Origin of the sequence: Bifidobacterium pseudolongum subsp. globosum (genome assembly GCF_004155535.1) — a bacterium.
GTDB classification, from domain to species: Bacteria; Actinomycetota; Actinomycetes; order Actinomycetales; family Bifidobacteriaceae; genus Bifidobacterium; species Bifidobacterium pseudolongum_C.
This window is the reverse complement of the sequence record NZ_RYUH01000003.1, coordinates 1-22466: the sequence shown is the minus strand read 5'-3', so window position 1 is coordinate 22466 and position 22466 is coordinate 1. Positions and strand designations below refer to the sequence as shown.

The 22466-nt window shown below is 63.0% G+C and carries 18 protein-coding genes; 8 read left to right on the top strand and 10 right to left on the bottom strand.

Annotated elements, in window-relative coordinates:
• Positions 1 to 49: 49 nt before the first annotated feature.
• From PG2093B_RS00325 to PG2093B_RS00315, 3 genes are all read right to left on the bottom strand, one after another.
• The gene (locus PG2093B_RS00325; RefSeq protein ID WP_129896683.1) at positions 50 to 694 is read right to left on the bottom strand and encodes an anthranilate synthase component II; all 645 of its coding nucleotides are present in this window, start codon (positions 692 to 694) and stop codon (positions 50 to 52) included.
• Positions 695 to 771: 77 nt separating this feature from the next.
• On the bottom strand, positions 772 to 1875 hold the full coding sequence (locus PG2093B_RS00320) for a class E sortase (RefSeq protein ID WP_129896647.1): 1104 nt from the start codon (positions 1873 to 1875) through the stop codon (positions 772 to 774).
• A 36-nt stretch (positions 1876 to 1911) separates the two neighbouring features.
• Positions 1912 to 2649, bottom strand: coding sequence for a DUF881 domain-containing protein (locus PG2093B_RS00315; protein WP_129896646.1), 738 nt, complete (start codon positions 2647 to 2649; stop codon positions 1912 to 1914).
• A gap of 105 nt (positions 2650 to 2754) precedes the next feature.
• On the opposite strand from PG2093B_RS00315, the gene crgA reads away from it, so the two are divergent.
• Positions 2755 to 3234 carry a cell division protein CrgA gene (gene crgA, locus PG2093B_RS00310; RefSeq protein ID WP_129896645.1) on the top strand — a complete coding sequence of 160 codons (480 nt, stop codon included), beginning with the start codon at positions 2755 to 2757 and terminating at the stop codon, positions 3232 to 3234.
• A 16-nt stretch (positions 3235 to 3250) separates the two neighbouring features.
• Here crgA and PG2093B_RS00305 read toward each other — a convergent pair whose 3' ends face one another.
• Together PG2093B_RS00305 and PG2093B_RS00300 are read right to left on the bottom strand one after the other, a co-directional pair.
• On the bottom strand, positions 3251 to 4471 hold the full coding sequence (locus PG2093B_RS00305; RefSeq protein WP_431520199.1) for a THUMP-like domain-containing protein: 1221 nt from the start codon (positions 4469 to 4471) through the stop codon (positions 3251 to 3253).
• A 649-nt stretch (positions 4472 to 5120) separates the two neighbouring features.
• Positions 5121 to 5924 (bottom strand): rhomboid family intramembrane serine protease, encoded by an 804-nt coding sequence (locus PG2093B_RS00300; RefSeq protein ID WP_129896643.1) that lies wholly within the window; start codon positions 5922 to 5924, stop codon positions 5121 to 5123.
• 195 nt (positions 5925 to 6119) lie between these two features.
• On the opposite strand from PG2093B_RS00300, the gene PG2093B_RS00295 reads away from it, so the two are divergent.
• Positions 6120 to 6347 carry a hypothetical protein gene (locus PG2093B_RS00295; RefSeq protein WP_129896642.1) on the top strand — a complete coding sequence of 76 codons (228 nt, stop codon included), beginning with the start codon at positions 6120 to 6122 and terminating at the stop codon, positions 6345 to 6347.
• A 261-nt stretch (positions 6348 to 6608) separates the two neighbouring features.
• Positions 6609 to 7742 (top strand): DUF805 domain-containing protein, encoded by a 1134-nt coding sequence (locus PG2093B_RS09090; protein WP_129896641.1) that lies wholly within the window; start codon positions 6609 to 6611, stop codon positions 7740 to 7742.
• 133 nt (positions 7743 to 7875) lie between these two features.
• Here the strand turns inward: PG2093B_RS09090 and PG2093B_RS00285 are convergent, their stop codons facing one another.
• The gene (locus PG2093B_RS00285; protein ID WP_129896640.1) at positions 7876 to 10329 is read right to left on the bottom strand and encodes a glycogen/starch/alpha-glucan phosphorylase; all 2454 of its coding nucleotides are present in this window, start codon (positions 10327 to 10329) and stop codon (positions 7876 to 7878) included.
• Positions 10330 to 10575: 246 nt separating this feature from the next.
• On the opposite strand from PG2093B_RS00285, the gene PG2093B_RS00280 reads away from it, so the two are divergent.
• Entirely contained in the window at positions 10576 to 10983 is a 408-nt protein-coding gene (locus PG2093B_RS00280; protein ID WP_129896639.1) for a sterol carrier family protein, read from the top strand.
• 99 nt (positions 10984 to 11082) lie between these two features.
• On the opposite strand, the gene PG2093B_RS00275 is transcribed toward PG2093B_RS00280, so the two are convergent.
• Positions 11083 to 11430 carry a DUF3073 domain-containing protein gene (locus tag PG2093B_RS00275; RefSeq protein ID WP_129896638.1) on the bottom strand — a complete coding sequence of 116 codons (348 nt, stop codon included), beginning with the start codon at positions 11428 to 11430 and terminating at the stop codon, positions 11083 to 11085.
• A gap of 146 nt (positions 11431 to 11576) precedes the next feature.
• On the opposite strand from PG2093B_RS00275, the gene trpS reads away from it, so the two are divergent.
• Complete coding sequence (gene trpS / locus PG2093B_RS00270) at positions 11577 to 12680, top strand: tryptophan--tRNA ligase (RefSeq protein WP_129896637.1); 1104 nt, start codon at positions 11577 to 11579, stop codon at positions 12678 to 12680.
• 138 nt (positions 12681 to 12818) lie between these two features.
• Here the strand turns inward: trpS and PG2093B_RS00265 are convergent, their stop codons facing one another.
• Positions 12819 to 14549 carry a threonine/serine ThrE exporter family protein gene (locus PG2093B_RS00265; RefSeq protein ID WP_242502754.1) on the bottom strand — a complete coding sequence of 577 codons (1731 nt, stop codon included), beginning with the start codon at positions 14547 to 14549 and terminating at the stop codon, positions 12819 to 12821.
• 325 nt (positions 14550 to 14874) lie between these two features.
• Here PG2093B_RS00265 and PG2093B_RS00260 point away from each other — a divergent pair, with 325 nt between their 5' ends.
• The 3 genes from PG2093B_RS00260 (at position 14875) to PG2093B_RS00250 (ending at position 19393) form a co-directional block, all read left to right on the top strand.
• The gene (locus PG2093B_RS00260; RefSeq protein WP_129896635.1) at positions 14875 to 17631 is read left to right on the top strand and encodes a phosphoenolpyruvate carboxylase; all 2757 of its coding nucleotides are present in this window, start codon (positions 14875 to 14877) and stop codon (positions 17629 to 17631) included.
• Positions 17631 to 17882 carry a hypothetical protein gene (locus PG2093B_RS00255; protein ID WP_129896634.1) on the top strand — a complete coding sequence of 84 codons (252 nt, stop codon included), beginning with the start codon at positions 17631 to 17633 and terminating at the stop codon, positions 17880 to 17882. The genes PG2093B_RS00260 and PG2093B_RS00255 overlap by 1 nt, the downstream gene beginning before the upstream one ends.
• Before the next feature lie 260 nt (positions 17883 to 18142).
• A complete protein-coding gene (locus PG2093B_RS00250; protein ID WP_129896633.1) occupies positions 18143 to 19393 on the top strand; it encodes a Fic family protein in 1251 nt (416 codons plus the stop codon).
• Between the two features lie 69 nt (positions 19394 to 19462).
• On the opposite strand, the gene PG2093B_RS00245 is transcribed toward PG2093B_RS00250, so the two are convergent.
• Together PG2093B_RS00245 and PG2093B_RS00240 are read right to left on the bottom strand one after the other, a co-directional pair.
• On the bottom strand, positions 19463 to 21007 hold the full coding sequence (locus PG2093B_RS00245) for a glycoside hydrolase family 127 protein (protein WP_129896632.1): 1545 nt from the start codon (positions 21005 to 21007) through the stop codon (positions 19463 to 19465).
• A 341-nt stretch (positions 21008 to 21348) separates the two neighbouring features.
• The gene (locus PG2093B_RS00240) at positions 21349 to 22212 is read right to left on the bottom strand and encodes an aldo/keto reductase (RefSeq protein ID WP_129896631.1); all 864 of its coding nucleotides are present in this window, start codon (positions 22210 to 22212) and stop codon (positions 21349 to 21351) included.
• Positions 22213 to 22466 lie beyond the last annotated feature (254 nt).

Here is a 22466-nt window from a genome sequence, read left to right as displayed (position 1 = left end):
CAGTGTGCACACGCCCCACAATCATAGTGGCGCGAAAGTTGGCCGCGGATCAGCGCACGATCTTGGGCTGCAGGCCGATGCTGCGCTCCACCGCGCTCCCTTGGCCGCACTCGGCGAGCCAGTTGGCGAACACGCGGTAGCCGTCCTGCGTCATCACCGATTCGGGGTGGAACTGCACGGCGTACATCGGCAGTTCGCGGTGGCGGATGGCCTGCACGATGTGGTCGTCCACCGTCCACGCGGTCACTTCGAGCTCGCCCGTCACCGATTGCGGCTCCACGGCGAGCGAATGGTAGCGTGTGACAACCATCGGGTTCGCCACACCTGCGAAGATCTCGTCGTCCGCATGCTCCACAAGGCTCGTCTTGCCGTGCATGATCGTCGGCGCGTGGCTCACCGTGCAGCCGAACACCTCGGCGAGCGCCTGCATGCCCAGGCACACGCCGAACATCGGCTTGCGTTCGCGCGCGCACAGCCGGATCACGTCTTCACTCACGCCGGAGTCGGCGGGCGCGCCGGGGCCGGGCGAGATCAGCACGCCGTCATAGCCGTCAAGCGCGCCGTCCGCCTGCACGTCGAAGGCGTCGTTGCGCACCACGGTCACGTCGGCGCCCAAGGTCTTCAGATACCCGACAATCGTGTATACAAACGAATCGTAATTGTCTATCACGAGGATGCGCGCGGCGTCATCCACGGCATCGGTAGCGTGCTCCATAGCGTGTTCCATAGGATTCATCATAAGGACCTTCCCCGTCCAATCATCTCAATCGTCTAAATCGTCACGTAGTTCGACATCTGTTTGAGGAACTCGATATTGCCGGCGGCCCACGGGAATCCCCACTGGAACAGCGCGCACACCGCGGCGAACACGAGCAGCAGCACGAGCAGCCAGCGCACCGGCGCGGCGCCCGGCTGGTGGCGCAGCAGCCAGCCGTAGATGTCGGCGTCGGGCAGCGGCTTGCGGCCTTCGCGGATCGCGCGCAACGCCGGCCAGCGCCATGCGACGGCGGCCGCCGCGAACACGAGCGCGTAGACGGCGAGCGCGCCCCACACGTACGGCGCGAGCGAGCCGATCGATGTGAAGAACGACTGTTTCTCGTTGTTCACGAACTGCACGGCGCCATTGGGGCCCTCCTTGGCGAGCTCCTGCGGAATGCCGTCGGCCACCTTGGCCCAGTATTTGAGTTCGCCGAAGCTGATCCAGCGGTGCGTGGGCGTCGTGTATTTCGGCTCGCATGTGGTCATCGTGATCATGCGCTTGGTCGGCGCTTCGCCCGGGTGTTCGGGGTTCGGTCCGATCACCGAACCGTCGTCCGGGGTCACGATTGTGTAGTTCGTGTATTGGTAGACGTACCAGTAGTCCTGCGAGCGGATCACAATCGCGTCGCCCGGCTGCAGCCGGTCCACGTCGCCGAGCGGCTGGCCGTAGCCGTTGCGGTGGCCGGCGATCGCGAAATTGCCCACCTGCCCGGGCATCTGCGAGGTCTCGTAATGTCCCAGCCCGTGCTGGTTGAGTTCCACAAGCGACGTGCCCTGCACCAGGTTGCGCTCCCACTGGTCGCCGAAGCGCGGAATGTACACGCGCGCCATCAGCTCGCCGATGCGCGCGGATTCGGGTTGCACGGGCGGCTCGCCCTGCTGCGGCTGCGCGATCGTGAGCGTGCCGCCGGCGTCGGGCTGCGCCCAGGCGACCTGTTGGCGCGTCTCTTCCTGCACATGCGCGGATTCCATGCCCGTCCACCACTGCATCCATGCGACGTACAGGCCGCAGATCGCGGCGAAGGTGAGCAGGATCTCGGCGATGATCGTGACGATCGACCGCGAGACGCTGCGTGTGCGGCGCGGCGCGGGCGCGGATTGCTGGCTGTGTTTCATGATTCCCCTCGTGTATCTCCCTGTTGGTGTGCGGGCCTATTCATCCACGCGCGCGTACTGCAGCGGCTGCAGCAGCAGCGGTGTGCTCGCGAATTCCAGACGCTCTTCGTCCTTGACCTCATACCCCAGGCCGAACGCGTCCACATACTGTTTGTAGATCTGCACGGCCTGCGAATTGTCGAGCGCATGCTTCATCAGTTCGGACGGCCCGATCGCGGAGATCGTGAACGGCGGCGAATACTTCTTGCCCTGCAGCAGCAGCACATTGCCCGAGCAGATCACCGCGGACGTGGGCAGCAGGCGCTGGCCCATCACTTCCATCGATTCGGCTCCACCGGCCCACAGCGCGTTGACCACGGCCTCCACATCCTGCTGGTGCACCACGTATTTGTCCCAGTCCACACTTGAGCCTGCGGTGTCGGCCACGCTTTGCCACATCGACGAATCGTTGAGCGTCACGGTGATCCCGGGGCCTTCCACCGCCGGGAGCATCGTGCTCGAGCCTGCGTTCTCGCCCGCCGCTGACTTGCGGCTGTCCTCCTGCGCGCTCAACGCGCCCACCTGCGCACTGAGCTCGTTGACCTCCTGCTGCAGCCTGTCGGCCTGCTTCACGCGGTTCTCCACGAGTTCCGCGGCGTCGGACGAGACCGTGGTCGTGCGGTTGACGCGCATGTTGGTGACGAGCAGAAAGCCCGCGAATATGATCACCAGGAACACGGAAATACTGCCGATCAGTGTTTTCCGTGTGCCGTGCTTGGGTGTACGCTTCGCCATGCCGCCTCCGAAATATGGTGATTTTGCTCAAATGGCCGTTGTGGACTTCGCGTTTCGAGTGCAACCACTATGATAACCAGTAGCCTATTAAAGGAGATAAGACAAATGGCTGACGAAGAGCTGCACAAAACACCCACGGATGGCCAGACTGAGGTTGAGGCGACAGTGACGGTTGAGGAAGCCGAGCCAACCACTGCCGACAAGGGCAAGGGCGAGCACGACGACCACCCCACGCTGGCCGAAGCCGCCACCTATGTGGAGGACGACGAGATTCCGCTCGGCAAGATCCAGAGCGTGCTCGATTCCACGGTGGACGAATCCGAGCTGACCCCGCAGATGCGCCGCATGATGCAGCGCCAAAAGGAGAACTCCAAGCGCGTCGAGGAGAGCATCAAGGGCACCAAGGCCAACCCGAGCTGGTATGTGCCGCTGTTCTGCACGCTCATGGTGATCGGCCTCATCTGGGCCGTGGTGTTCTACCTGACCAACAACACCTACCCGATTCCGGGCATCGGCTTCTGGAACCTCGCCATCGCGTTCGGCTTCATCCTGGTCGGGTTCCTGATGACCGTGGGCTGGCGCTGAGCGTCCCCATGGTCATTCATGCGGTCGCGGGCGGGGCTTTGTGCGCGAGGATCAGCACATGGCGCCCGCCCGCGTCCGTTGTGGCGAACAGATAGTCATTGCCGCCGTCTTTGAGCTTGAGTTTCCTGCGCAGCTGCGGCACGGTGAGCGGGAAGTTGCGCACGGCGATGTTCGCGTGCGTCACGCCTTCCAGCAACGTTTTGAGTTCGCGCTTGTTCATGCCGCCCGGGCGCGCGATCTCGAACGCGCGCCCGGGCACCGCGCCCACCGGCTGTTCGCTCACGAACAGGTGGCTGTTCGGGCCGATCTGCGCAAGGCCGGGGCATTGCCGTTGTAGTGCGGCGAACGCACCCGCCTTCATGATCGACGCGTTCGGCTCCACCAGGTAGCGCATCCGCTCGATTGACCCGGCCGGCGCAATCGATGGCCGTTGGTCCTCGGCGGTTGTGAATGTCACCGTGTCGCCGTCATTGATGCAATCCACGCGCACATCACCATGCGGCGCGCGCGTGAGCATGAGCAGCAACTCCTTGCACTCGTTGCCCGTGGAGACCACGGCCACGCGCTGCACCGCCCCGTCGAAGTCCTCGACCGTCTTGCGCCAGTCGAGCATCGGCGAGAGTTTGACCATCACCACCGGCGCCTTGGCGAGCAGTTCGCCGCGCAGGGCGAGCACGTCCGGCGCGCAGTCCTCGATCGCATAGGTGCGCGAGCCGTGTGCATCGCGGCGCGCGGGGTCCACATAGATCATGCTGGCGGGCGGCATGGCGCGCAGGAACTCCACGCCGTCGGCGCGCTCCACGCGCGCGTTGCGCACGCCGAGCGCGTGCAGGTTGTGTGCGGCGAGCGCGCACAGCTGCGGCTGGCGTTCCACATACACCGCCTCGTCGAACCGTTGCGCGAGCGCCCAGAAATCCACGCCCAAGCCGCCCGTCAGGTCCACAAGCCGCGTGGGGTGCGGCAGTCCGGCGATGAGCTCGCATGCCAGCCGGGCCTTGGTGTGCGCGGTGAACTGCGACGAACACTGCTCCATCGGCACATGCGCGGGGTAGATCACGTCGTCGCACGCCGCCCACGTGGGCAGTTTGGTGCGTGCGATGCGCCGGCCGGCGATCTGGTCGAGCGCGAACGGCAGGTCAAGCCCCGAATCGCCGCGTTTGGTGTGCAGGGCGAGGTCGCGCGGGTCCTCGCCGGCATGCGCGTCGATAAATGCGCGCGTGGCCTCGGATATGTGGATCTGCGGAATGTCGGCGGCGCGCGGCGCGGCGTCACGGGAGGCATGGTTCGGCATAGCGCCATTGTAGACCGCCATCCCCAGACGAACGTCATGTTGCATCCCCCAAATCACGACAAACCTCACAAACTCCCAGACGAAAGTAATGCTGCATTGCCCAAATCATGACAAACCTCAGGAACCTCAGACGAACGTCATGCGGAGAACCACATAGCATGACGACCGTCTGGGAAGTTTGACGGAAGTCATGCAATCAGCGGCACAGCATGACGAACGTCTGCTGCACTACGAGGAATGTCATGTTGTGCGACCCAAAACATGATGCCCATCTGCCCCACCCAGACGGACATCATGTGCACAGACCTTGCATACATTCTGACATAACGCGAAATGTGGATAGCCGAATTGCCACTATATATGGGATTCGCCGTATTGAGAATCCCTAATTATGCTTGGAATTCCGCCGATTCTCAGCAATGTGGATAACTTCTATCCACATTGTCCACAAGTGGGAAACCATAGAGATATCAACATTTGTGGATTACCCTGTGGATAACTTTTGCCTGAATCCTCACGGTATCCCCGACTTATCCACACGGTTTTCCACATTTGTGGATAACTACATGCGTGTAATTCTCTTGAGTGGGGTCAGTCACCCCAGATTGGCGGTCCAGACCGTAGGTTGCAACACTGGATTCCCCGCATTGCAGAACGCGAAGACCACCGCCATGATCACCACGAACACACCGCCATATATGCCGATGCGCACAAGCGTCGATTTGCGGCGGAGCGCGGGCACGCCGTCGATCGTGAGCAGCGTGAGCAGACCGCCCACGACGAATCCGCCCAGATGCGCCTGCCAGGCGATGTTGGGCATGATGAGCGGCATGAGGAAGTTGATGCCCATCCAGATGAGCATGGAGCGCAGATCGGCCCCGGCCTTGCGGTACACCACCAGACATGCGGCGAACAGGCCGAACAGCGCGCCCGAGGCACCGTACGACGAGGTGAGCCAGTTGAACTGGTCGTTGCCCAATGCGGCCCACACCATCATGCCCATGCCGCCGCCGATGCCCGAGACGGCGTACAGCACCAGATACGCCCAATGCCCCATCAGGCGTTCGAGGAACGGCCCGACAGCCCATAAGGTGAGCATGTTGAACAGGATATGGAATATCGACCGCGGTTCGTGCAGAAACATCGACGTGATGAACGTCCATGGTTCGCGGAACGCGGAAGCCGGCTGGAACATGCCGAACTGCAGCAGTCCGTTGAGCAGCTGCGGCGCCAGGAAACTCAGCAGCAGCTCCACGATCCACAGCGCCGTGCACGCCAGCATGATCGCAGCAGTCACCACGGGGTCGTTGTTGCGCCAACGGGTGCGGATGGAGCGCGCGGAAAACACCTGCCGCATATGAGGGGAATCGGGGAACAGACTGAAACGTTGATGTGCCATACCCGCTACCCTACCAACGCGCACAGCCCGGACAATCCACGCGCGGATGGGGTAAGCTGGAAGACGGGTGTGCATGCCAGCCGAACCCGACTTGCCATCAGCACAATGCGGTCGCGCAGATGCGGCCTTGGCTTTATGATGGAGAGCAGAGTTGGCTGGGGACACCGGTCAACGCCAACATGGAAAGGAGCCGTCATGGAGAATCATAAGTCTTCAAACGGTTGGAAGTTCTTCGCGCTGCTCTTCGGCGCCCTGCTCGCCGCGGTCGTGGGCGTCTACGTCTACAAGCAGCAGAACCCAGATTACGATCCGTGGGAGGAACCGTGGGAGAACAGCTCTTCCCCCGTTGATCTGACGCTCGCGAAAGATAAGGCGGAAGACGACCTGGACAAGGCTGACGCCCCTGCCGCAGACGTCGCCTGACGGTTCAGATACTGATTGGGGCAGCGTATAGCGCCGGCGCCCCGGCATAAAGGCCGCACCACTGTGGTGCGGCCTTTCGCATTGCCCGCATATGCAGCACCAAGGCCCCCATACCACAGCAATGCAACCGTTTCCGGATACTGAATTGCCGCGTAAATCAGTGTGCCTTATACTCAGAACCACTATGTTATTGTGTTGCAATCATCGCGGTTTGCAAACGTTAGCGATGCTGCATGACACTGACGCCAAGGAGAACCGACCATGACCGATCCGTTTACCACGCCTGACCCGCAGGCGCCCCAGGAGCCGACCCCCGTGTACGACTCCGCGAATCCCGCGGGCAACGCGCCGCAGGCTCCGCAGCCGAACGAACCCGCGCCGGTTCTCTACGGTGAGTCCGTCACGTTCACGGAGACAAGCACGCCTGCGCCGAACCCGTACGAGCAGCCGCCGGCGTACGGCGCGCCCGCGTTCGGCGCCCCGGCTCCGGCACCGGCCGACCCGAGCGCGACGCCCTATGGCACGCCCGCGTACAGCGCGCCGGTGGACCCGAACGCGGCGGCGTTCAATGCACCTGCGCCCGCCGCACCGGCGTACACGGCGCCCACCTACCCCGCACCGGCGCCTGTCGACCCGACCACAGCGACCTATGGCACCCCGACGTATGAGGCGCCAGCCGTGCCGCCGGCATCCGCCGCCGCACCGACATATGGCGCGCCGGTCGCGAATGTGCCGCCGGCACCCGCCGCTCCGGCCGCTTCCTACACGACGAGCACGGGCCTGCCGTACGCGGGCGTGCCGTCGTACGACCAGATGCCGCCGGCGGCGACCCCGGGCTATGCCCCGGCGCAGCCCGGCATGCCGGTGGGTGCACCCTACGGCTCCACCGCGGCCGAACCGCCGATCAACATGCCGTGGTATGGCATCGACTTCGTGAACGCCATCAAGCGCTTCTTCACCAAGTACGCCACGTTCTCGGGCCGTGCCTCGCGCGGCGAGTTCTGGTGGGTCATGCTGTTCCTCTTCCTTGTCTCCTTCGTGTTCAACCTGCTCAGCCGCGCCTCCAGCTTCTTCAACGTGCTGAGCGCGATCTGGGGCCTCGCCATACTCGTGCCGCAGATCGCGCTCGCCGTGCGCCGTGTGCACGACGCGAACCTGCCGGGCGGCTGGGTCGCGCTCCCCTACGGCATTGAGGTTCTGGGCGCCCTGGTGATGACGTTCTCGACGATCGGCGCGGTGACTTCCGGCCTGAGCGGCAGCAGCGGCGGCTTCGGCGGCAGCATGGCCGGCATGCTGATCGGCGTCCTCATCATGCTTGCCGGCGCAGTGACCGCAATCGTGCTCTTCGCCAAGCAGAGCGACCCGCAGGGCGCGCGCTTCGACGCACGCCAGTAGCGAACCGCCGCACTGCACCAACGAGCAGGGCGCTCCCCCACGGGGCGCCCTGTTTTTGTATATCCGCGCGCAAATACAAAGACGCCCCGGGCACACAACCCGGGGCGTCTTGCTAGGCGCTAATGCGCACGGCTCACTTGAGCGGGCCGGTCATCCACACGCGCTCGAGGTAGTCCTCGATGGAGCGGTCGGAGCTGAAGTAACCGGAGTTGGCGACGTTGATGATCGCCTTGCGGTTCCACTCGAGCTGATCGCCGTAGAGGGTCTCGATCTCGGACTGGATGTCGTGGTACGCCGTGAAGTCGGCGAGCGTCATGAACCAGTCCTTGGTCAGCCAGTCGGAGACGAGCGGGGCGTAGGTGTCTTCGTCGCCGTCCGAGAACGCGCCCTTGGCAACCATGTCGATGGCGGCCTTGAGGCGCGGGTCGGCCTCGTAGTACTTCGCCGGGTCGTAGCCGTCGGCGTACATCTTCTCGACCTCATCGACGGTCATGCCGAAGAGGAAGAAGTTGTCGGCGCCCACGCGCTCGCGGATCTCGACGTTCGCGCCGTCGAGCGTGCCGACGGTGAGCGCGCCGTTGAGGGCGAACTTCATGTTCGAGGTGCCGGAGGCTTCCTTGCCGGCCTGCGAGATCTGCTCGTCGAGCTCGGTCGCCGGGATCAGGTACTGGGCCACGCGGATGTTGTAGTTCCACGGGAACACGACCTTGAGCTTGCCCATGACGTCCGGATCGTTGTTGATGACCTTGGCCACGTTGTTGATGAGCTGGATCGTCATCTTGGCCAGGTAGTAACCCGGGGCCGCCTTGGCGCCGAAGATCACGGTGCGCGGGGTCACGTCTTCAATCTTGACCTTGCCGCTCTTGATGTCGGCGTAGGTGGCGATGACCTCGAGGATCTTCAAGGCCTGGCGCTTGTACTCGTGCAGACGCTTGATCATCGTGTCGAACATCGTGCTCGAGTCGATGTCGAAGCCGTACTCGCGCTTGGCGAAGTCAGCGAACTTGATCTTGTTGTCGTACTTGACCTGCGCGAACTTCTTCACGAACTCGTCGTCCTGGGCGAGCGGCTCGAGGTTCTTGAGCAGCTCGAGGTCCTCGAGCCACTTGTCGGTGCCCAGGCCCTCGGTGATCAGGTCGGAGAGGCCCGGGTTCGCGAGCTTCATGAAGCGGCGGGGGGTCACACCGTTCGTCACGTTGGTGAACTTCTTCGGGAACAGGTCCGAGAAGTCGCGCAGCGTCACGTCCTTGAGCAGCTGCGAGTGCAGCTCGGCCACGCCGTTGACGTGCTCGCCGGCGTACGAAGCGAGGTACGCCATGCGCACCGACGGGGTGTCGCCGTCGGTCACGATGCGCATGCGCTCGACCTTGGCCTCGTCGTCGGTCATCTCTTCGAGTTCGTGCATGAACTGGTCGTTGATCTTGTTGATGATCTCCATGTGGCGCGGCAGCAGCTTGGAGATGAGGGCGACCGGCCAGACCTCGAGCGCCTCAGGCAGCAGCGTGTGGCAGGTGTAGTTGAAGGTCTTGGTGGTGATGTTCCACGCGGTGTCCCAATCGTAGCCGTACTCGTCGAGCAGGATGCGCATGAGCTCCGGAATGCCGATCACCGGGTGGGTGTCGTTGAGCTGGAAGCAGATCTTGTCCGGGAACGTGGTCAGGTCCGGCTTGTCCTGGTTCGGGTAGAACACGCGGATCGCGTCGTGGATCGAAGCCGAAGCGAAGAAGTACTGCTGCTCGAGGCGCAGCTCCTTGCCGACCTCGGTGGAATCCTCCGGGTACAGGATCTTGGAGATGTTCTCTGCCTTGACCTGCGGCTTCACCGCGTCGAGGTACTCGGACTTGTTGAAGGTGAGCAGATCGAACTCGTCGTAGCTGCGGGCCTGCCACAGGCGCAGCGTGTTGACGCGGCCGGACTCATAGCCCGGGACCATGTAGTCGACCGGGATGGCGCGGACGGACCAGCTCGGCTTCCACACGCGCTTGCCGTCTTCCTCGACGACCTCGCCGCCGAAGTTGACGCGCTGATCGCGCTCGTAGTCGATGTGGCCCCACGGGTCTTCGTTGGTCAGCCAGTAATCCGGACGCTCGATCTGGCGGCCTTCCTCATCGAATTCCTGACGGAAGATGCCGTAGCGGTACTGGATGCCATAGCCGAACGCCGGCACGCCCAGCGAGGCGAGCGAATCGATGAAGCACGCAGCCAGACGGCCGAGGCCACCATTGCCCAGACCCGGCTCGTACTCGGCGTCGGTCACCTGCTGCGGGTCGAAACCGAGTTCCTTCACCGCGGCTTCGAACTGCTCGGTCAGGCCCGAGTTCAGCAGCGCGTTGCGCAGCTGCTTGCCCATCAGGAACTCCGCGGACAGGTAGCCAACGGCCTTGGTGTTGCCGTTGATCATGTCCTGCTGGGTCTTCATCCAGGAATCCATCAGGTGCTTGCGCACGGCGGTCGCCGCCGCAACGTACACATCCGCCGGCTTCGCCTGCTCAGGCGTGACGCCCTGCGTGTACTTAAGCTCATTACGGATCTCGTCCGCGAACTGCGCCGCGGTTACCGAGGACTTCGGTGCCGTAAGTTCGGTCATATCTATGACTCCTCTGAACATGTCATTTTTCCGTGAACGCACACTGGAATGAGGCCTGCTCTTGTCTTTGTCTGGATTCCAGACGGTCACTCCCGATATGCATACGTTCTCAAACTCAAAATCATAGCATAAGCCCGTAGCAAACCCGCCTTGTGCGCGCACCAGTCCGCATTGCGGGACAGGCGACCATGCATCGCGCCACCATGCGCGCCATGCGCAATCCACGCCCGCGCGCACAATGGCCCCATGGCAGTCATTCGCAAAACAGACATCGCCGCGGGCATGCAGGCGTTCGACGACTGGTGCGCCGCCGCGCACGCGCTCGAAGGCACCGCCCCGCGCACGCAGATCGCGCCGCAGCTGCCGCGCCCCACGATGGCGCTCGCCGTGCGCTACTCGCTGCACATGCTCGAGCTCAAGGCGCCCGGCCCCGGCGTGGAGGTGCGCGTGGCGCCGTGGGGCGCGATCAAAATCCTCGACGGCCCGGCGAGCGACCCGCACAACCTCACCCCGCCCGACGTGATCGAACTCGACCCGAGCGTCTGGCTGCGCGTGGCGAGCGGCGTCACGACCTGGGATGAGGAGCGCGCCGCGGGGCATATCAGCGCGGTCGGCGAGCGCGACGACCTCTCCGCGCTGCTGCCGCTCGGCTGAGCGCACCCCATACGAAAATGCGCGGATTCCATAATATATGGAATCCGCGCAATCCGCCCGGCCGCACAGCGCGATGCAGTGTGCGCCGTGCGGCCGAACTCACTCGTGCTTGGTGTGCTTGAGGCTTTCCGGCACTGGCATCGGAATCGGCTTGTGCGGTTTGGGCGCCGGCGTGACCGGCATTTCGCCACTGGTGGCTTTCGCCGCGGCTTCGGCCGCCCATTTGGCGTACTCGTCCAAGTCGTCTTCGGGTTCGGTGACTGCCGGTTGCGCCTCTTCGGGCTGTGTGTATTCGTCTTCGACGTCGGCGAACGGGTCATATGAACCGGTACCGGGCTCGTGCGCGCCCAACTCCTTGGCAAGCTCGTCATAATCCGTGTCAGTGGTCAGGTATTTGAGCTTCCTAGCTATCTTCTGCTGCTTGGCTTTCTGACGTCCGCGGCCCATCTGACCCCCTGGGATTAACTGTTTGCTATCGATTCATCACATAAGAGAGTACCACTTATTATGACCTGTGTTGTTGTCTGCTCAGATTTCTACGATGAGACCACTACGATTTCCCGTTTTTTCTTGGCGTAAGGACGTTGAAGAGCATGGCTGAAGCACACGAGGCGCGACTGACCGCCGCAGGCAATGAGATGAGCGCGAGTTTCCTCGCAGCGAAGAAACGCTCGGATGAGACGCTCGCGAAGCTCGAAGAGAACCCGGGCAAGTTCACCATGCTCACCGGCGACCGCCCGACCGGCCGCCTGCATCTGGGCCACTTCTTCGGCTCGATCAAAGAGCGTGTGGCGATGCAGAACCGCGGCGTCAACACGAACATCATCATCGCCGATTACCAGGTGATCACCGACCGCGACACCACCGAGCACATCGACGACAATGTGCTCAACCTCGTCATCGACTACATGGCCGCGGGCATCGACCCCGAGAAGACGATGATCTTCACGCATTCCGCGATCCCTGCCGAGAACCAGCTCATGCTGCCGTTCCTTTCGCTCGTGACCGAAGCCGAACTGCACCGCAACCCCACCGTCAAATCCGAGATGGAGTCGTCGGGCCATGCACTGACCGGCCTGCTGCTCACCTACCCCGTGCACCAGGCGTGCGACATCCTGTTCTGCAAGGCGAACGTGGTGCCGATCGGCAAAGACAACCTGCCGCACGTCGAGATCACGCGCACGATCGCGCGCCGTTTCAACGAGCGTTACGCGAAGAAGAACCCGGTCTTCCCGGAGCCGGCCGCGATCCTCTCCGACGCCCCGGAGATCCCGGGACTCGACGGCCGCAAGATGAGCAAGTCGTACGGCAACTCGATCATGCTCGGCGCCACGGCCGAAGAGACGGCCAAGCTCATCAAGAAGAGCCCCACCGACTCCGACCGCAACATCACCTTCGACCCCGAGAACCGCCCGCAGGTGGCCGCGCTGCTCACCACCGCCGGCCTGGTGACGGGCCGCGACCCCGCCGAGATCGCCGAGGAGATCGGCAACGGCGGTGGCGGCGCGCTCAAGGCGTATGTGACCGAGGCCGTGAACGAGTTCCTCGCGCCGCACCGCGAGCGCCGCGAGGAACTGGCGAAAGACATGGACACGATCCGCGACATCCTGCACGATGGCAACCGCCGCGCCAACGCGATCGCGAACGAGACGCTCGACCAGGTGCGCGAGGCGATGGGCATGCGCTACGACCGCTGATCACGAGTCATAGGAGTATAAAACAGTGGCCTGGTGAATCGCGTTGGTGCAGATTGCACGAACGCGATTCACCAGGCCACTGTTTTGCGAACATCCTTGGTGCAATCCGCGACGAAGCGATTCGCCAAGCACGGTCGACTACACGTCATACCGCCATGATTTGTCGGTGATCACACGCGCCATCGCCAATCCGATCGGCAGGCAGATGATCACCATGAACGCACGGAACGCCCAGTCGAGCGCGAGCAAGGTCTCGAACTGCCCCAAGTGGAACATCGCCTGGTACATATACATGCCGGGCACCATGATCACGATCGACGGCACGGTCAGGCAGATGCGTGGGTAGCCCAAGTGCGGCGGCAGCATGCCGTGCCTCACCGCGGAACGCCACGCGGACGCCAGCAGTCCGGCGAGCATGGCGCCGATGAACGCGCCGGCCTCCGGGGCGAGGCCATAATCCACGAGTTCAAGCCGCAAGGTGTCGGTAATCATACCGATTGTGGCTGCCACAAGGCACATGCGCTGCGGCGAGTTGAACATCATCGAGAAGCCCCAGACGCCAACGAACGCAAACAATGCGCGCAAAGCGCCATTCACCCACGGATCGAGGTCCGGGGATTCAAACCCCTGCGGGTTGAGATGCACAAGGGAGGCAATCATCCACCCCGCGAGCGTGGCCATCAGGATGATGCACAACACATACATCACCCGTTGCACGCCCGAGGGGAAATCGATCTTCGCCATATCGAGACCGCCCGTGATGAGCGGAAAACCTGGAATGACGAATAGCATTGCGCCAATGTACGCCGTGTCGTGCTGCAGTGCGAGCGGGTTGAACAGGCCAATGAGGCGCAATGTGCCCACGCATGCGAATGCAGCCACAGCCACACACACAAAGGTCACGAAGAACTGGTTGAGATGATGTGCGAACAGTCGTCGCCGCAGCCACTGGCCGAGTCCGGCGCCAACGAATGCGCCAATCATGTCGTACGGCGCGCCGCCAAGCAAAAACACGAAGGACGCACACGCGCACGCCGACGCGAGACCAGAAAGCGCCGGCGAATACAGCGGTTTGCGCCGCTCAATCATGTCAAGTCGCTTGTGCACGTCGCGCACGGTGATCTCATGCTCCGGCTGCGCGAGCTTGTCGTCCACCACTTGCCTGCGGCCGCGCGGCAGATCGAGCTGTTCGGCCTGTTCGCTCGCGGCGTCGCCACGCCCGTCCGCCTTGACGAGCGCGTCTATGACGGTCTCATTGACCTCACCGCCCCCGCTGGCCGGGCCGTGGGATGCGAGCGCGGCCTCGTAATCCTCGACGGCGGCGTCGGAGGCGGCGGCGCGTTCCGCGACACGCGCATGGTGCCGTTCCTCCCGCAGCCGTTTCGCCATGTCCGCAGACACCTGCGACGCGTCACGCATATCGAGATGCTGCATAAGTCCCGCGGAGACTTTCGTCTCGCGGTGGTACATCGAACCGGTGCCCAGATTCACGCTGAACCAGTCGGCGAAGTGCTCGAGCAACCAAATGCGCTCGGTGTTCACGCCGGTCGACGGCAGATTGACGACTTCGGTGATGCGGTCTTTGCCATCAGTACACGTGGCCTGAATATCAGTAAGATTGACATCCGCGCGCACATGCACGCCAAGCGGGTAGGCGATGCGGTGCATCATCTCGCGCACGCGGAAGCTGCCGGTGCCCGCCCCCAGGTCGAGCATGCCCACGCGCACGATCACACTCGCCTTGGCGGCGATCCCCGCGTCCGCGATCGGTTTGTCCCAGTCGCGCTCGATGTCTTCCATGTCGAGCGGAATGGAGTGGGAATGGTATTTTCCTACGGCGGTGGCGCCGCTTTTCACTTCTTCCTGCATGATTCCCAATGTAGTTGCAGTGGTGGCCTCCCCACTTTTTTCGGCACATTCAAAAAGTGAAAGCATGTTCACGCTCACCTTGCAGATTGTGCGCGCTGCAGCGCGCACTTTGTTGAGGGGCGCCCAAAAAGTGCGCGGGGCCAATCTCACATCATGGCCCAAAATGTGCCGGTGTAACACAACTGTCGATTCCCCGCGCATACAATGTGCGTGCAACTGAACTGAACTAGGGCTGTGGGCTCGCAACGGCCGGCCAACACAACTGCGGAGGAGCCGCAGAGGACCGACTGACCGAGCAACCCGATGTTTGGAGAAGGAGGTCTGAATGACTGATCAAGAGCAACAAATCACTCCTGCGGACACCGGCGTGGTCACGTCCGGCCTGGGCACGAAAGCCCCTGAGGAGCGTAAACTTCCCGATTCGCTGAGCAGCGACATGGATTTGTGTCTTGAGATCCTGCGCGGCGTGCTCGCCGAATACGACGAATCCCTGCTGAACACGTTCGACACCGTGCGTCAGTATGCGGTGGACGCGAGCGCGGAGCGCTTCTCCGGCGTGCTCACCGACACCCACCCCGAGCGCGACGATCTGGAGATGGCCGTCAAGACCATCGACGCGATGAATCTGCACGACGCGCAGCTGCTCGCCCGCGCGTTCGCCACATATTTCCATCTGGCGAACCTGTGCGAGGAGAACTACCGCGTCTCCGTGCTGCATGACCGCGAGGCCAAGGTGGACGACAAGCAGGCGATCGACCCCGTCAACGAGATGACGAAGGCCTACCACCAGCTGATCGCCGAGATGGGACCGGCCCAGGCCAAGGAGCTGCTCGGCCGCCTGGAGTTCCACCCCGTCTTCACCGCGCACCCCACCGAGGCACGCCGCAAGGCCGTGGAGGGCAAGATCCGCCGCATCGCGGAGCTGCTGAGCGCGCACAAGTACCTCGGCGGGTCCGACAAGAAAGAGAATCTGCGCCGCCTGTACAACGAGATCGACGCGCTGTTCCGCACCTCCCCGATCGCGCTCAAGAAGCCGACGCCGGTCGAAGAGGCGGACACGATCCTCGACATCTTCGACAACACGCTCTTCCGCACGATCCCGCAGGTCTACCGCCGTTTCGACGACTGGGTCCTCGGCGACGAGGCCGGCCTCGTGGAGCCGGTGTGCCCCGCGTTCTTCCACCCGGGCAGCTGGATCGGCTCCGACCGCGACGGCAATCCGAACGTCACCGCAAAAGTCAGCCGTCAGGTGGCCCGCAAGTTCAGCGACCACGTGCTCGCCGCGCTCGAGGAGGCCACGCGCACCGTCGGCCGCAACATGACGATGGAGGCCGAGACCACCCCGCCGAGCGACGAGCTGCGCGCGCTGTGGAACCAGCAGAAGGAGATCAGCGAGCGTCTGACGAGCAAGGCGTCGCTCATCTCGACCAAGGAGCTGCACCGCGCGGTGCTGCTCGTCATGGCCGACCGTCTGCACTACACAATCAAGCGCGACCACGACCTCATGTACCACATGTGCGACGATTTCCTCGCCGACCTGCGCGTGGTGCAGCGCTCACTCGCCGAGGCCGGTGCGAAGCGCGCCGCTTACGGCCCACTGCAGGACCTCATCTGGCAGACCGAGACCTTCGGCTTCCACATGGTCGAGATGGAGTTCCGTCAGCACTCGGTCGTGCACGCCCGCGCGCTCGACGACATCCGTGAGCACGGCCTGCACGGCGAACGCGGTCCGCTCCAGCCGATGACGCACGAGGTGCTCGACACGTTCCGCGCGCTCGGTGCGATCCAGCGCCGCAACGGCGTCAAGGCCGCGCGCCGCTACATCATCTCGTTCACGAAGACCGCGAAGAACGTGCGCGACGTCTACGAGCTCAACCGCCTCTCGTTCGCGAACCCCGAGGACGCGCCGGTCATCGACGTCATCCCGCTGTTCGAGCAGCTCGAAGACCTTGAGAACTCGGTGAACGTGCTCGACGAAATGATCAAGATCCCCGAGGTGCAGGCGCGTCTCAAGCAGACCGGCCGCAAGCTCGAAGTCATGCTCGGCTACTCTGATTCGTCGAAGGACGCCGGCCCCACGACCGCGACGCTCGCCCTGCACTCCGCGCAGGAGCGCATCGCGAAGTGGGCGGACGAGAACGACATCGACCTGACGCTGTTCCACGGCCGCGGCGGCGCTGTCGGCCGCGGCGGCGGCCCGGCGAACCGCGCCGTGCTTGCACAGCCGAAGGATTCGGTCAAGTGCCGTTTCAAGCTCACCGAGCAGGGCGAAGTCATCTTCGCGCGGTACGGCAACCCGGTGCTGGCGATTCGCCACGTCGAGTCCGTGGCCGCGGCCACGCTGCTGCAGTCCGCGCCGAGCGTAGAGAAGACGAACACCGAGATGACCGAGAAGTTCGCGCCGATGGCGGGCAAGCTCAACGAAGTTTCACATGAAACATATCTTGATCTGCTCAATACGCCGGACTTCGCGCCGTGGTTCTCCACCGTGACGCCGCTGACCGAGGTCGGCCTGCTGCCGATCGGTTCCCGCCCCGCCAAGCGCGGCTTGGGCGCGAAGTCGCTCGACGACCTGCGCACAATCCCATGGATCTTCTCGTGGGCCCAGGCGCGCATCAACCTGGCCGCATGGTACGGACTGGGCTCGGCATGCGAGGCGTTCGGCGATCTGGACACGCTGCGTCAGGCCTATCAGGAGTGGCCGCTGTTCTCCACGTTCATCGACAACATCGAGATGTCGCTCGCCAAGACCGACGAGCGCATCGCGAAGATGTACCTGGCACTCGGCGATCGCGACGACCTGCGCGACAAGGTCCTCCACGAGATGGAGCTCACCCGCAGCTGGGTGCTCCGCATCGTCGGCGACGAATGGCCGCTCCAGCACCGCCATGTGCTCGGCCAGGCCATCCGCATCCGCTCGCCGTACGTGGATGCGCTGTCCGTCACGCAGGTGCTCGCGCTGCGTTCGCTGCGTAAGAAGGTCGACAAGGAAGAGCTCTCGCAGAGCCAGCAGGCAGGATTCATCTATCTGATCCTGTGCACCGTTTCGGGTGTCGCCGCCGGCCTGCAGAACACTGGCTGATGATAAGCGATGCAAAAAGTGAGGCTGCCGCTGCTGCGACCATTGTTCGCGGTAGCGGCAGCCTCACCAGCGGGGTGTGGGCCGATTCGAAAGGATTGGCCCACACCCCTTTTTGGCGTAGCCCCTTATGCCCCCAACACTCCAACATCCCCATCGCTCCCCCGCCCAGCGAATTCGCTGTTTCCGTCATTGTTTTCGTTGTTTTTGTCACTGTTTTCGCCGTTATGGTCATCAAACAAGCAAAAAAGTGACCAAAACGTCGAAAAGAGTGACAAAAACAGCGAATCCCCTAATGGCAGCTTGTATAGAAAAGAGCTGCTACACACCACGTTTGCCGCTACTCCACACATCCTTATTGATACAAACTATAAATAAAAGCCTCCGAAAGCCAAGTTTCACAGCGAACCGCTTGTTCTAATTTATAGAAACTATCAATAAGAACGCATGAAACGCGCTAGAATGCTCCCTATACCGCACGAAAACACTATGGAGTATCAATAAGGGGCACCTGATGGCAGATGAATACAGACCACTCGCCACGTTGTTCCACATGGACGCTTCCACGGCCGCACCCGCACATCTCGAGGAGCTCGCCCATGCCCGCCTGACCGCGGACTCCACATTCCGCACAGGGATCACCACGAAGCTGGGCGAATTGTTCATCGGCATGCCACGTGAACTCACGCGCCAACTCAACGACGTGCTTGCGCACGAAAGCTCGATCTCAGTGCTGTGGAACGGCATCCCGCGTATCATGAAGCACAGCTACATCATGCATGCGATCAGCGAGGAGATCCTCTCCACCAACGACATCGAAGGTGTGCGCAGCACGCGCAAAGAGGTGCAGGACGCCGTCGAGACAGCGCAGCACGAAGCCTCGCAGACCACGCCGAATTCACCACGCGACCCCTACCGCACGGTGCGCTTCGCGGAGTTCGCCCGCCTCTATCTTGGCCTGACCGACGAGCATACACAACTGCCGCAGACGCTTGACGATTTGCGCACGATCTACGACGACGTGGTGGGCGACGAGATCGCCGACGACGACCGCCCCGACGGCGAACTGTTCCGCAATGGCGACGTGGAGATCATTGGTGCCGGCGAGCGCGTCGTGCACACCGGCGCACACACCGAGGCCCGCATCAATGAGCTGCTCACCCAAATGCTCGCCTTGATGAGGTCCGAGCAGATCCCCGCGCTGTTGGCGGCCCCCGCCGCGCATTTCCTGTTCGAATACACGCATCCGTTCTACGATGGCAACGGCCGTATGGGCCGGTATCTGCTCGCGCTGAATCTGCAGCCCACGCTCACACTGCCCTCCGTGCTTTCGCTTTCACGTACGATCGCCGACAACCGGCAGCGGTATTACAAGGCGTTCAGCAGCGTGGAGAACCCACTCAACCATGGCGAGCTCACGTTCTTCGTGCAGACGCTGCTCGATTGCGTGGCGCAGGCGCAGACCGCGCTCATCGAACAGTTGACGCAGCAGTTGAACCGTTTGGGCAGGCTCAACGCGCAGTGCAACGACCTCGGGCGCGAACACCGGCTGTCCGAGCATGCGCAGGAGACGCTGTTCGCACTCATGCAGGAGACTGCCTTTGGCGCCCGGGGCGGCATGACGCTCGACGATACAGCACAGCACCTGCAGCTGTCCAAACAGAGCGCGCGCAAAACCGTGGAAGAGCTCGAGCACGCCGGCCTGATCGAGTTCACCAAGCGCCGCCCACTCACATTCACGTATGCGGGCGATCTGCCGGAATGACGCGCAAGCGCATATGAAAACAGGGCCGGCGCACATCAGCTGCACCGGCCCTACACACCTGCACGTCGGTCAGACCCGCTGGAAGACGCTCATCTGCCCCACTTCGCGGTTCGCCCACGCATAGTACGGCACGAGCATGAGCTCGGTGGGCGTGCCCTTGCGCTCGCCCATCACCTGTTCATACAGCGGCGCATGCGTGGTATCCTCATCCTCATGCTCCGCCGGCACGCGCACGGTGTTGACGCCACCGAGCAGATCGCCGTCGAACCGCATCTGCGCGCGCTGCAGCGCGTCATCCACGCGCAGGCGGTAATTCCACAGGTCACCCGGGTTGTCGGCCTGCTCGGCGCAGAACACGATTGGCCCCGCGGTGAGCGCCACGCGCCCCGCGTCGGCGCTCACGTGCGAGTTCGCGCGCATCACGTGCACCGAGTCATCGAAGTCAAGCTCAATGGTGCGGTGTTGCCCACGCGCAACGGCGACAGCGAAGAAGCCGTCCACAACAGCCACATCACACTGCTCGCCGTCGATGCGCGCACTCCACTGCCGCGTCGACCACTCCGGCACGCGCACGAGCAGATTCACCGACTCCAGTTCGGCGTCTTCGGGCAGCGCGGCTTCCAACCGCACCTGCCCGTTCCACGGGAATCCCGACTCCTCGTGCACGCGCAGGCCCGAGTCGAACTGGGCGTCGTTCGAGATGAACTGGTGTGCAAGCACCGTGCGGCCCCCGTCTTTCTCGGTGTACACGTACTGGTCCACCGACGCGATGAGCCGCGCGATGTTCGCCGGGCAGCATGCGCAGCCGAACCAATCGACGCGGTGGGCGAGCACATGGTGACGGTCGGGGTTGTCGGTGGCGGCCGGGTCCACTTCCAGCGCGTTCACGTAGAAATACTGCGTGCCGTCGAGCGAGATGCCGGCGAGCGCGCCGTTGTACAGTTCCTTCTCCAGCACGTCGGCGTATTCGCCCACGGACTCGGATTCCAGCATCTGCCGCGCGAACATGCACATGGAGACCGACGCGCACGTCTCGCCGTACATCGTGGTGTTCGGCAGGTCGTAGTCATAGGTGAACGACTCGCCCACGTGCGTGGATCCGATCGCACCAGTGATGTACATGCGTTTGGTGACGATGTTCGTCCAGATCTTCCTGACCGCGGCGAACAGGTCGGCGTCGCCGGTCAGGCGCGCCACATGCGCCATGCCCGTGCACAGATACCCCACGCGCACCGCATGGCCGTCCGCACTGTGGATCTGGCCTTCGTCGGGACCAAAGGCCTTGCACAGGTAATCCGCCATCTTGGTGGCTATGCCGAGCGCGCGCGAATTGCCGGTGACCGCGTGGTAGGCGACAGCGGCCTCTTCGAGCCATTTGTAGACGTCGGAGTCCTGGAACACCATGCCGCGGAAGATGTCGTCGATGCCACCGGCCGCCACTTTGAGATTGGCCACCGCATGGCTTTGGCTGTCGGAGAGCTGGTTTCCCGCGGGGTCGTCTGGCGTGGTGACGTCGATGTCGTCGTTGATGACGCCCCACTGGTACGGAATCACGCGATCGGCGATCTGCTCGCGCCGTGTGGTCCAGAACGGGGAAGTGATGGTAACGTGCATGATCTTCAGCCTTTCACTGGTACATGCATGACGTATTGGCGGCCGGTGCGTCATGGTGGAGGGGAGAGAACAAGGCTTCTATGCCTGGAAGCATTCATCGGGCCGGTCTTCGGTGAAGCGGCCTGCATGAACACCCACCATTCAACGTAATATGCGCTCCGCAGCCACTCCATATGCATCGCTGGGCGCGGAATCCGTGGTCAACACCTTCTTCGTTAGGGGTAGTGCTTCTCTCGCTACGGGTAGTGGTTCTTTATCGAAAAACAATATATTTTGGTGTGTTTTGCACTACCCGTAGCGGGAGAGGCACTACCCGTAGCCACAGGGCTTATCACTGTGATTCACGCATACGTGAAGGTCATCGGGTCATGACCGGCGCGCGTGGGGCCGTCGAGCGCATCGATCTGCGCATGCTCTTCCGGCGTCAGCGCAAAACCGAACAGGTCGAGGTTCTCACGCTGGCGCGCAGTGTGCACCGACTTCGGGATGATGATCGTGCCGTTTTCGATGTGCCAACGCAAAATCACCTGCGCGGGCGTCACACCGTGCACAGCGGCGATGCGCTCGACGACGCCGTTCGCCAGGTCGGCGCCGCGCGCCATCGGCGAATACGCCTCCACCGCGATGCCGTGCGCACGGCAGTAGTCCACCACATCGCGCTGCTGCCATGTGGGGTGCAGTTCGATCTGGTTGACGGTCGGGTACTCCCCCGTTTCGTCGAACAGCCGGTCGAGATGCTCGGGCATGAAATTGCAGACGCCGAGCGTGCGCACACGGCCGTCTTCGCGCAGTGCGCGGAACGCCTTCCACGTCTCGCCGCTGTGCCAGTCGAACGGCGTGGGCCAGTGGATCATGTACATGTCCACGTAATCGAGCTGCAGCAGTTCGAGCGAGCGGTCGAACGCGCGCATCGCAGAATCGTAGCCCTGCTCGGAATCGCGCAGTTTGGTGGTCATCCACAACGACGCGCGCCTCACGCCCGTGTTGTAGCCGGTCGCGGCGAGCGCGCGCCCCACGCCCTCCTCGTTGTTGTAGCCGGCGGCGCCGTCGATGTGCCGGTAGCCGACTTCCAGCGCCGATTCGACAACCGGCACCACGCCTTCGTCGTCGATGCGCAGCACACCCAACCCGATTTGCGGAATCTTTGTGCCGTCATGCAGGGTGATGAGGGGGATGTTCGGGATCTGGTCAGCGAGCGTGCTCATAAGTGCGCCTTTCTGTATATCTACGACCGATGCTAGCACCGCGCATGCAGCTGGCGATCACGTTCAGCAAGGTCCTACGCCCTGCACCACTTGTCATCTTCCCCCCCTGGCCACCCCTCCTACGCACGGCGAATTCTAGTGGTCGTTGCAACACCATCGAGAGTCGGAGGTTGCAACGATGGCATACGAGTTCGAGGGCGTGCAGTACGGGAAGCTTCGAGACATGCAGGAGGCCCGGCGCGCCCGGTATGTGC

Bases quoted from the DNA above. Each gene is read 5' to 3' on its own strand.
- PG2093B_RS00320 (WP_129896647.1), bottom strand. From the start codon at position 1,875: ATGAAACACAGCCAGCAATCCGCGCCCGCGCCGCGCCGCACACGCAGC.
- PG2093B_RS00315 (WP_129896646.1), bottom strand. From the start codon at position 2,649: ATGGCGAAGCGTACACCCAAGCACGGCACACGGAAAACACTGATCGGC.
- crgA (WP_129896645.1), top strand. From the start codon at position 2,755: ATGGCTGACGAAGAGCTGCACAAAACACCCACGGATGGCCAGACTGAG.
- PG2093B_RS00300 (WP_129896643.1), bottom strand. From the start codon at position 5,924: ATGGCACATCAACGTTTCAGTCTGTTCCCCGATTCCCCTCATATGCGG.
- PG2093B_RS00295 (WP_129896642.1), top strand. From the start codon at position 6,120: ATGGAGAATCATAAGTCTTCAAACGGTTGGAAGTTCTTCGCGCTGCTC.
- PG2093B_RS09090 (WP_129896641.1), top strand. From the start codon at position 6,609: ATGACCGATCCGTTTACCACGCCTGACCCGCAGGCGCCCCAGGAGCCG.
- PG2093B_RS00285 (WP_129896640.1), bottom strand. From the start codon at position 10,329: ATGACCGAACTTACGGCACCGAAGTCCTCGGTAACCGCGGCGCAGTTC.
- PG2093B_RS00280 (WP_129896639.1), top strand. From the start codon at position 10,576: ATGGCAGTCATTCGCAAAACAGACATCGCCGCGGGCATGCAGGCGTTC.
- PG2093B_RS00275 (WP_129896638.1), bottom strand. From the start codon at position 11,430: ATGGGCCGCGGACGTCAGAAAGCCAAGCAGCAGAAGATAGCTAGGAAG.
- trpS (WP_129896637.1), top strand. From the start codon at position 11,577: ATGGCTGAAGCACACGAGGCGCGACTGACCGCCGCAGGCAATGAGATG.
- PG2093B_RS00265 (WP_242502754.1), bottom strand. From the start codon at position 14,549: ATGCAGGAAGAAGTGAAAAGCGGCGCCACCGCCGTAGGAAAATACCAT.
- PG2093B_RS00260 (WP_129896635.1), top strand. From the start codon at position 14,875: ATGACTGATCAAGAGCAACAAATCACTCCTGCGGACACCGGCGTGGTC.
- PG2093B_RS00255 (WP_129896634.1), top strand. From the start codon at position 17,631: ATGATAAGCGATGCAAAAAGTGAGGCTGCCGCTGCTGCGACCATTGTT.
- PG2093B_RS00250 (WP_129896633.1), top strand. From the start codon at position 18,143: ATGGCAGATGAATACAGACCACTCGCCACGTTGTTCCACATGGACGCT.
- PG2093B_RS00245 (WP_129896632.1), bottom strand. From the start codon at position 21,007: ATGCACGTTACCATCACTTCCCCGTTCTGGACCACACGGCGCGAGCAG.
- PG2093B_RS00240 (WP_129896631.1), bottom strand. From the start codon at position 22,212: ATGAGCACGCTCGCTGACCAGATCCCGAACATCCCCCTCATCACCCTG.